The 8915-nt window shown below is 45.6% G+C and carries 4 protein-coding genes and 6 pseudogenes; 6 read left to right on the plus strand and 4 right to left on the minus strand.

The genetic code is table 11. The features are described 5' to 3' along the window. Window positions 1–188: pseudogene (locus tag YWE_RS28025) on the minus strand (IS110 family transposase); the annotation flags it as partial. On the opposite strand from YWE_RS28025, the pseudogene YWE_RS32055 reads away from it, so the two are divergent. Beyond that, window positions 147–386 (plus strand): annotated as a pseudogene (locus YWE_RS32055) (transposase); the annotation flags it as partial. The pseudogenes YWE_RS28025 and YWE_RS32055 overlap by 42 nt on opposite strands. Further along, window positions 387–716: pseudogene (locus YWE_RS30640) on the plus strand (transposase); the annotation flags it as partial. It lies immediately after the preceding pseudogene. A 203-nt stretch (window positions 717–919) separates the two neighbouring features. Here YWE_RS30640 and YWE_RS0119930 read toward each other — a convergent pair. Beyond that, window positions 920–1837, minus strand: coding sequence for a LysR substrate-binding domain-containing protein (locus YWE_RS0119930; protein WP_029096085.1), 918 nt, complete (start codon window positions 1835–1837; stop codon window positions 920–922). Window positions 1838–2150: 313 nt separating this feature from the next. Here YWE_RS0119930 and YWE_RS0119935 point away from each other — a divergent pair, with 313 nt between their 5' ends. From YWE_RS0119935 to YWE_RS0119945, 3 genes are all read left to right on the plus strand, one after another. Further along, entirely contained in the window at window positions 2151–3356 is a 1206-nt protein-coding gene (locus tag YWE_RS0119935; RefSeq protein ID WP_227659904.1) for an MFS transporter, read from the plus strand. Window positions 3357–3389: 33 nt separating this feature from the next. After that, window positions 3390–4568: an amidohydrolase gene (locus YWE_RS0119940; RefSeq protein ID WP_029096087.1), complete on the plus strand. Its 1179-nt coding sequence runs from the start codon at window positions 3390–3392 to the stop codon at window positions 4566–4568. Window positions 4569–4720: 152 nt separating this feature from the next. Continuing rightward, window positions 4721–6088, plus strand: coding sequence for an L-serine ammonia-lyase (locus tag YWE_RS0119945; protein WP_029096088.1), 1368 nt, complete (start codon window positions 4721–4723; stop codon window positions 6086–6088). A gap of 147 nt (window positions 6089–6235) precedes the next feature. Here the strand turns inward: YWE_RS0119945 and ltrA are convergent. Next, window positions 6236–7375, minus strand: a pseudogene (ltrA, locus tag YWE_RS28035) (group II intron reverse transcriptase/maturase); the annotation flags it as partial. On the opposite strand from ltrA, the pseudogene YWE_RS31530 reads away from it, so the two are divergent. Beyond that, window positions 7285–7619: pseudogene (locus tag YWE_RS31530) on the plus strand (hypothetical protein). The pseudogenes ltrA and YWE_RS31530 sit on opposite strands and share 91 nt — an antisense overlap. Window positions 7620–7926: 307 nt before the next feature. Here the strand turns inward: YWE_RS31530 and tnpC are convergent. Then, a pseudogene (gene tnpC / locus YWE_RS28040) lies at window positions 7927–8903 on the minus strand (IS66 family transposase). Window positions 8904–8915 lie beyond the last annotated feature (12 nt).

Consider the following 8915-nt stretch of genomic DNA (forward strand, 5'->3'; position numbering starts at 1 on the left):
CGAGCCATAAAGTGTGCACCGGCACAGGCTTCCATAACAACAACCGAGGACGGACATGTTGCCAGAAACTGCATTAACTTAGTGCGCGTGAATTTTTTGCGCAGAAGCATCTTACCGGACTTATCCTGGCAGTGAATGTGGAAAGAATGTTTACCGAGATCGATACCAATAAGCGTGACATTTTGCATGATGGTCTTCTCCATAAAGAAACACCCTGCCAGCATACCGCTCACAGGGTGGTGGGGGCCATCTCATTACACACCAACTATCCCGTTCAGTTCAAAATTAAAATGGTCGAACTCTCGTACAAACCAGACATATCAGTAGCCCAGTTGGCACGTGAACACGGGATAAACGACAACTTATTGTTCAAGTGGCGTCAGTTTTGGCGCGAGGGAAATTACGGCACGTTAATAGTCAATCTTGATACTCACCGACCCCTCGTCCTGCTTCCCGGCCGCGATCCGCGTACGCTGGCTGCCTGGTTCAGAAAATATCCGGAAATACAGGTTGTCTCGCGCGATCGCGGCGGTATCTATGCAACAACAGCACGTGAAGGTGCTCCTCAGGCCAGACAGGTGGCAGATCGCTGACACTTGCTGAAAAACATTGGCGATGCGCTCGAACGGATGATGTACAGACATATGCCTCTAATACGTCTTGTCGCCAGTGAGTTGTCGCCAAAGAAATCACCTGACCCAGCACTGGTAGTGCCAGTTCCATATAACATAATAAGTTTACAGACTGCTTAAAACCTAAGTAAATCTGCGTCACGTATCCAATCGGGAAGTACCTTGGCCGTAATGCCCAGATCAGACAAGTTAAAAACAAAAGTAAGAAATAGGCAACGTAAGAAGAGTGCTCGGTACTATCCGAAATCATTGAAATCCGCAATAACCCTACTGGATTTCGCTTACCATCAACCATACCAGTTATATTTTTGGCAATTCCAGCGTATGATCTCGATCATTTTACGAGCAGTTAGAGTTAGTGGGGTTTTTCTTGAGTAAACCAAGCTGTATGTTGCCAGAGGGAAGCTCTCACTAATCGGCAGTATGCTGAGTTGCTGCTTTAATCCTAGTGCGTCAACCATACCCAATGCGATGACAGTTAAGTAATCAGAACGCAAGACCATGTTCAAACCACAAACAAGCGAATCGCTGAGAACAACGCACTGCTTACGTTCTCGATATAGTGAGTCAAAAATAAAATTAATCTGTTTGTAGTACCCCATGTCAGTTTCAGGAAGATACCATTTGGCATCGTACAATTGTTCTAATGACGAACAGTTCATTCGCGGGTGTCCTTTACGACAAATTATGCCGAACCTAGCCTTGAACAGAGGCTCTTCAATAAAATCACTGAGCGGGACTTCTGATGAGATTGTACCAATGGCAAAATCAAGCCGTCCTTCCCATAGCGCAGGCAACAGTGCAGATAGTTGCGCTTCTTTAATTCTTAGCGTCGTTTTCGGATGGTGTTTTTTAAACTGTTCCGCAGTTTGCGGAAATATACTTAGAGCAATCAATGATGAGAAGCCAATGCTAAGATTACTCTGTGTCTGTTGATTGACTTGTTTTATTTCGTCAGTAGCACGCTGTAGCTCTTCCATAATCAATTGCATTCGTACTGCAAACATCCTGCCCGGTTCGGTAAGTTCAACTCCACGAGTTCCTCGAGTCATGAGGGCGGTACCCAGCAATTGCTCTAATTCACGAATATTTCGGGTCAGTGCTGGCTGGGATTGATTCATTGCCCTCGCGGCTGCTCGAATGCTGCCGTAGTGTATGACTTCCTGAAATACTTTTAACTGATGCAGTTTGGGTAGATATTTCATTATCAATCCCTATCCGTTTTTGTTATCACCACAATGAATATATTATCCCCCGTCAAAAACCGAGGGGATATATGATTAGCCAATATTGACCCGTGTATGTGCACTTCCCTTTGTTTTTGTAATGCATTTCGCAAAACAAAGCAAACCCACTAAAGGAATACATTGTTTTATCCTTTTTGTTTGCTGTTAGAGCACATACACCCCAGTTAATTATTCTAGTAGCTATCGCATTAATCATTATTGAGTAAGAAATAGACAGAAATGAGATAAGTAATTGTTATCATTTTAACAACAACCGTAAGGGATTCAGGGTATGAAAATAGAAAAAAAATATTTGATGATTATCCTATTATTTTTAGGTTACTTGATTGTTTTCATTGATAAAACAGTTATTGGATTGGCAATGATCAAGATTGAGCAAGAGTTTTCATTAACACCGAAAGAGTTCGGCTATATTACCGGCGTCTTTTTCCTGTCCTATTCAATGTTTCAAATTCCCGCCGGTTGGTTAAATGATCGTATTGGTTATAAGAAAGTGCTGATTTTATCCCTCACTCTTTTGGGGTCTTTCGCTATCTGTTTTGGAGCCATAGGTTTTTCGTTTGGCCTATTGTTATCTTTTCGTTTTCTCTCTGGTATTGGTCATTCTGGCTATCCGTGTTCCTGTGCAAAAGCAGTATCTTCCAATTTTGTAGTTGAGGAACGCACATTTGCCCAATCTGTACTGCTTTCGTCTTCTGGTGTGGCAATGATTGTTGGACCGATCGCCGTCGGATATTTATTAAATACCATAGGCTGGCGCGGTTCATTTTCATGGTTAGGCATCATTGCTTTTTCAATTGCGATATTAATCTGGTTGTTAGTGCCTAACCCGGAAAAAACAGTTTTTACAAAACAGGACAGTAAATCTCCCTATTTAGCCTTACTGAAAAACCCAGTAATTATTCTGTTATTTATTGCCGTCTTTGGAGTCAACATTCCAGCATATGGGTTAATGGCGTGGTTACCTAAATATCTTATGCAGTCTCGAGGTCTGGATCTTGAGTGGGCCGCATATATTCTGTCTATTGGTGGATTATCACAGTGGCTATCATCATTAGCTTCGGGTTGGTTTGTTGGCCGATATATGCAGGATCGGGAACATCTAGTGATTTGTATCAGCTCACTCATTGCAGCATTTTGCATCTGGATGGTCTACTTCAGCCCCAACATTGTATTGGCTATAGTGTTTCTATTTATTGCATATATCTTTTTGATGATGTCTTTTGTTACTTCTTTTACATTACCAATGAAAAGGTTGCCACAAAATGTGATTGGCTCAGCAATGGGGTTAATCAATACAGGAGGTACCTTAGGCGGATTTATTTCACCGATTATCATTGGTTATTTAGTCAGTTCAAGCAATAACACCATGTCTGGTGATTTTGCCATGGCATTTGCATTCCTCTCTTCGGGGATGTTGTTATCAGCATTAGTTGCATTACCGTTGAAAAAGAAACCGGTAACCGCCAACGTTTAGCCGACCCTATTATTCATTATTGGAGATATTAATATGAACGACTCATTACAGTCACTTATTGATGGTATTAAAGACGATGTAATCGGTTGGCGGCGTTACATACATGCCAATCCGGACCTGACTTTTCAGGAAACGCCAACTGCTGACTATATTTATAAACAACTGACCGGATTTGGTCCGCTGCAATTACAGCGTTTAACGCCCAATAGCGTAGTGGCAAGATTGGTTGGCGCTCATCCAGGTAAGACCTATGCCTTGCGGGCTGATATTGATGCCTTGCCTATTCAGGAGGACAGCGGCGAACCTTTCAGCTCAACTAAGTCGGGCGTAATGCATGCTTGTGGCCATGATGCCCACGCAGCAATGCTGTTGGGCGCAGCGAAGGTATTATGTCAACTACAGTCTGAAATTCGGGGAGAAGTGGTATTCATTTTCCAGCATGCGGAGGAAGTTCCCCCAGGTGGCGCCAAAGAACTGGTTGAAAAAGGTGTTCTGGACGGCGTAACAATGATTTTTGGGTTGCATGTATTACCTAATTACCCAACGGGCAAGGTCATGTTAAAACCGGGCGTATTCAGTGCTTCAAGTGATAACTTTGATATTGTCATTAAAGGATGTGGTGGTCATGGTTCAATGCCTCACTTGTGTATTGATCCAGTAACAATTGGCTCGGAGGTAGTCACGGCATTACAGCAGATTGTAGCCCGAAAATTGGATCCGCTATCAGTACCGGTTCTGACAGTTGCTACTTTTCAAGCTGGCGATAGTTATAATGTGATCCCCGATAGTGCACGTCTGGCAGGTACATTACGCACCCATAATAAAGACATTCGTCAGAAGGTACCACTGTTGGTTGAGCAAATACTGACAGGAATCACCTCTGCTCATGGTGCTGAATATGAGTTAACGTGGACAACTGGGTATACCATTGGTTATAACCATGAAGATGCCTGCCTGATATCTCGTCGTGTAATCAGTGATACTTTGGGTGCAAATACATTAATCGAAGTAGCATCACCAATGTTTAACAGCGAAGATTTCTCCTCTTATCAGGAGAAGATCCCTGGTTGTTTTATTATGATTGGCTCAGGTAATGAGGAAATTGGTGCAACTCATGGTGTGCATAACCCAAAATTCAAGTTAGATGAACGAGCTATGCAGATTGGGGTTTCGCTACACGTTGGTTTGATTCATGACTTATTAATACGCTAGTTGATCACATTCAGGCAGAACAACTGTTCTGCCTGAATAAGACAAACGTTACTTTACTCATTGAGTATCTTTTTTATCCTTATTTTATCCCGCATGCCATTCAGTGGATTATTGGTATCTGATATTCGCGACGACCGACCCAGAGGTTATATATGATTAGCGTTTTTGATATTTTCAAAGTCGGTATTGGACCATCCAGTTCACACACAGTTGGACCAATGAAAGCAGGAAAACAATTCACTGATGACTTGTGTAGTAAAGGCTTACTGAGTTCTGTTATCCGTATTGTGGTTGAGGTATACGGTTCATTATCTTTAACAGGTAAAGGCCACCATACCGATATTGCTATTATTATGGGGCTGGCTGGTTATCTTCCTGAGACGGTAGACACCGATGCCATTGCTGGTTTTATCATGCGTGTGAATGAAACTCAAAAGTTACCATTGGCTCAATCTGTCCATGAAGTCGATTTTCTTCGTAACGGCGGTATGATTTTTCATTTAGATAATCTGCCACTACATGAAAACGGTTTGCGTATCCATGCATACGCAAACGATCGAGAGGTTTATAGCCAGACGTATTATTCGATTGGCGGAGGCTTTATTGTTGATGAAGCTCATTTTGGTCAGGAGAGTGCAGATAGCCAGACTGTGCCTTACCCATTTAAATCAGCGGCTGAACTAATGGAGCAATGCCAACGTAGCGGTATGTCACTCTCTGGTTTAGTGTTACAAAATGAGTTAGCTTGGCATACAAAGGCTGAAATTGAACAGTATTTCATGCAGATATGGCGAACTATGACAGATTGCATGCAGAAAGGGCTTAACACAGAGGGCATTCTTCCAGGGCCTTTACGCGTTACTCGTCGTGCTCCTTCTCTACAACGGATACTAACCTCTTCTGATACATTATCGGTTGACCCAATGGGTGTTATTGACTGGGTTAATCTGTTTGCTTTGGCGGTAAGTGAAGAGAATGCCGCAGGAGGAAGAGTTGTCACAGCACCCACTAATGGGGCTTGTGGTATTATTCCTGCAGTGCTTGCTTATTACGGACGTTTTATTCAACCCCTGACTTCTGTTTTGATTATTCGCTACTTTATGGCCTCGGGTGTCATTGGTATCTTGTATAAAGCAAATGCCTCAATTTCCGGTGCTGAAGTTGGTTGCCAGGGGGAAGTTGGTGTGGCTTGTTCGATGGCTGCATCTGGATTGGCTGAGCTGATGGGTGGAAACCCCGCACAGGTTTGCAGCGCGGCAGAGATTGGTATGGAGCATAATCTTGGTTTGACCTGCGATCCAGTTGCAGGACAGGTACAAGTTCCCTGTATTGAACGTAATGCGATTGCTGCAGTACAAGCAATTAACGCGGCACGGATGGCTCTACAACGCACCACTGCACCGTATGTATCTTTAGATAATGTCATTGAGACGATGTATGAAACAGGCAAAGACCTCAATCCCAAGTACCGAGAAACTTCACGCGGCGGATTAGCTATCAAGATTACAATGTGTGAATAATCAATACTGAGACGAATTTGGTCGTAACGTTGCGGCGAACTCACATTGACGTAAGAGATCGGTTTTGCATCACACAGAACCCGTTAGTCGGTGAAGGTGTTTTCTGGGAAAGGTAACACCCCTGATGGCGCCCGTCTCACCGTACTGTTACGTTACAAAGACGACACACACATTGCGGCACTCGCGCCGGCGTTTCTGCTTCTTCACCAGCATCAGCTTTCGCTGAGCCTTCCGGTTTGAAAGTCTGTATTTAGCCTGCATCCACTTAAGCAAACGTGACTGCATTGCGCTCCACAGTCGATAGCTGAAGTTTCTGTACCAGAACTTTCCGTAGTACTCGATCCAGCCTCTCACTATCGCATTGTAGCGCCTCGCAAAATCCAGCAAACTCTCAACTGTTGAGCGATGTATACGCCACTTCTTGATCGTTTCTGTTATTTTGCGCATTGCTGCATTCGACGCGCCCGGCATGCATTTTCTGTACAATTCGCCTTTGAAATTCTTCAGCGTTCGCACTTTAAAGTCATATCCGAGAAAGGTGAAGCTCGTTGCGACGTTTCTCCTTTTAAACGTGTCGATGTAGGCGATATTCGTTTTCCCTGCATTCAGGGCCAACCCGACCTCCGAGAAGCGCTCCGATAACCTGCTCTTCAACCTTGTTGCATCACTCATTCGTGAACAATGGACGACAATATCATCTGCGTACCTCTCAAACGGTACACCCCGATATTCTCTTTCCATCCACAAATCAAATGCATAATGAAGGAACAAGTTAGCAAGTAGCGGACTAATGACCCCGCCCTGCGGAGTGCCTCGCGTTCGATCTATTAACTCTCCATTTTCACAACTCTGCATTGGCGCTTCCATCCAGCGTCGACAGTACAGGATGACCCATTTGGGCATCCCGTGGTGTTCCAGTGCTTTGAGCACCAGATCGTGTCTGACATGGTCGAAAAACGCACTGATGTCCACTTCCAATATCCAGCTATAACGCCAGCACCGGGTGGCACATTGTTTCAGAGCATCGTGAGCTGATTTACCTGGTCGGTAACCATAAGAATCAGCATGGAAAATCGGGTCAAGCTTTTCTTCCATGAAACGTTTTATCGCTCCTTGAGCAATGCGATCGGCTACTGTCGGGATCCCCAGAATGCGCTCCTTGCCATTCGACTTCGGGATCCGTTTTTCCAGCACCGGTGGCGGAAACCATGTTCCCGAGCACAACCGGTTCCAGATCCTGTATAGATTGCCATCACGTTGCTGGTCGAACATTTTCAAAGTCTGCCCGTCGCATCCGGGAGCTCCCCGATTACGACGCACATCCAGATACGATGCCCAGACCAGTGCTTTTGGTATTTCGAATGATTTTCGTTGCATCAATTACGTCATCCCCTGACGGGTTGTGTCTTTTGCAATGAATGTGATCCCCATCCCTTCGCTCCAGACCCATTACAGATCTTTCATCACTACTACGAATGGGTCCGCCCCTGTTTCCCAATGCGTGCCGGAAACAGGTTCTCACGTTCCCTGAGATGGTCTGGCTCTGGCTCCTGCTGCCTTCACACCGGATGCCACGCAGTCAGTAAGCAGGTAACTTCCGCGCTTATCAGGGGACGGCTATACGGCCCCGTTTTGACATCATCTGAGATTTCGATGCTTCATCGGACAGTTTACTTTCGTTCAGCTTCCCGAACCCCACGTGACAGTAGATCTCTGCCTTTTCCCGAGTCGCTCACCACCACATTCCTTAGAATGAAGCAGCACCGGGTCGTTTGGTCAGTGTTCCTGCAAACCCTGACCGGAGGGCCCACCTCCACCCACCTCAGAGCATGGATAACTTATGCTGCAATTTTCATATTGTCGCCATCAGTTCTCCTTCGTGACACACACAGCCAGTTTGACCTTCCCATTACCACCGGACGGATTGCTCGCTCACATCGATTATTGTCTAGGGGTAATCCACCGTCATCTAGGAACCGACAAAGTTCGGTTTTGTGATTCAGTGCATACTTAATCGCTTTGTGTAACGCTGAACTCGACGCACAGGCTCAACCTGTCGCTCCAGCCATGTCCATAATGCATCCAGTCTCGGTTTCGAGTACCGTTGTCGCCACTGCCGGATTTTATCTATCCCTCGGTGCCGGATCTTTTTTTCCAATTTATAGAGCTGGCTTATCATCTTCAGCGCCATTTCTGCTCGAGGGTCATGATTCGCTTTAAAAAGGTCAGCAAAACCCCTGCGGGCATGAGCCCAACAGGCCACATTGACCACCTCGCCGCCATTATTCAGGGGATGATAAGCGGCATACCCATCGCTCACCAAGCTACCGTTCCAGCCACTTAAGTACGCTTCAGGATATTTGGCTGCCCGACCTGGTTGGCTGTCAAAGCAGACAATACCTGAACCTGTTTTTTCACCGCTAACATAGGCCCACAGGTACCCTTTGCATGCTTTACCGCCCTGTTTCGCATCCAGTATCAGCAGCGGCGTTTCATCGGCGTGCACCACGGTTCTTTTCAGCAGGTCCAGACGGAGCAGCTCTGCCAGTGGCGCCAGGGCCACTCCGGCAGCACCAACCCATCCGGCCAGCGTACTGACGGGGATCTCAACACCATCACGGGCAAAGATGTGACTTTGGCGATAGAGCGGCTGATAGTCACGGTATTTACTGGCAACAACCTGCGTGACCAATCCAACCTCAGGTAATCCCTTGGGAATGATTGTTGNAGNCATAGAAGCAGAGACCACCGTTTGGCAGCAATCACAGCTGTATTGTGGACGGATATAACGGTTAACGACAAAGCTCGCCGGGATATAATCTAACCG

The organism is Budvicia aquatica DSM 5075 = ATCC 35567, from assembly GCF_000427805.1.
In the GTDB taxonomy this organism is placed as follows: domain Bacteria; phylum Pseudomonadota; class Gammaproteobacteria; order Enterobacterales; family Enterobacteriaceae; genus Budvicia; species Budvicia aquatica.

Bases quoted from the DNA above. Each gene is read 5' to 3' on its own strand.
- YWE_RS0119930 (WP_029096085.1), bottom strand. From the start codon at position 1,837: ATGAAATATCTACCCAAACTGCATCAGTTAAAAGTATTTCAGGAAGTC.
- YWE_RS0119935 (WP_227659904.1), top strand. From the start codon at position 2,151: ATGAAAATAGAAAAAAAATATTTGATGATTATCCTATTATTTTTAGGT.
- YWE_RS0119940 (WP_029096087.1), top strand. From the start codon at position 3,390: ATGAACGACTCATTACAGTCACTTATTGATGGTATTAAAGACGATGTA.
- YWE_RS0119945 (WP_029096088.1), top strand. From the start codon at position 4,721: ATGATTAGCGTTTTTGATATTTTCAAAGTCGGTATTGGACCATCCAGT.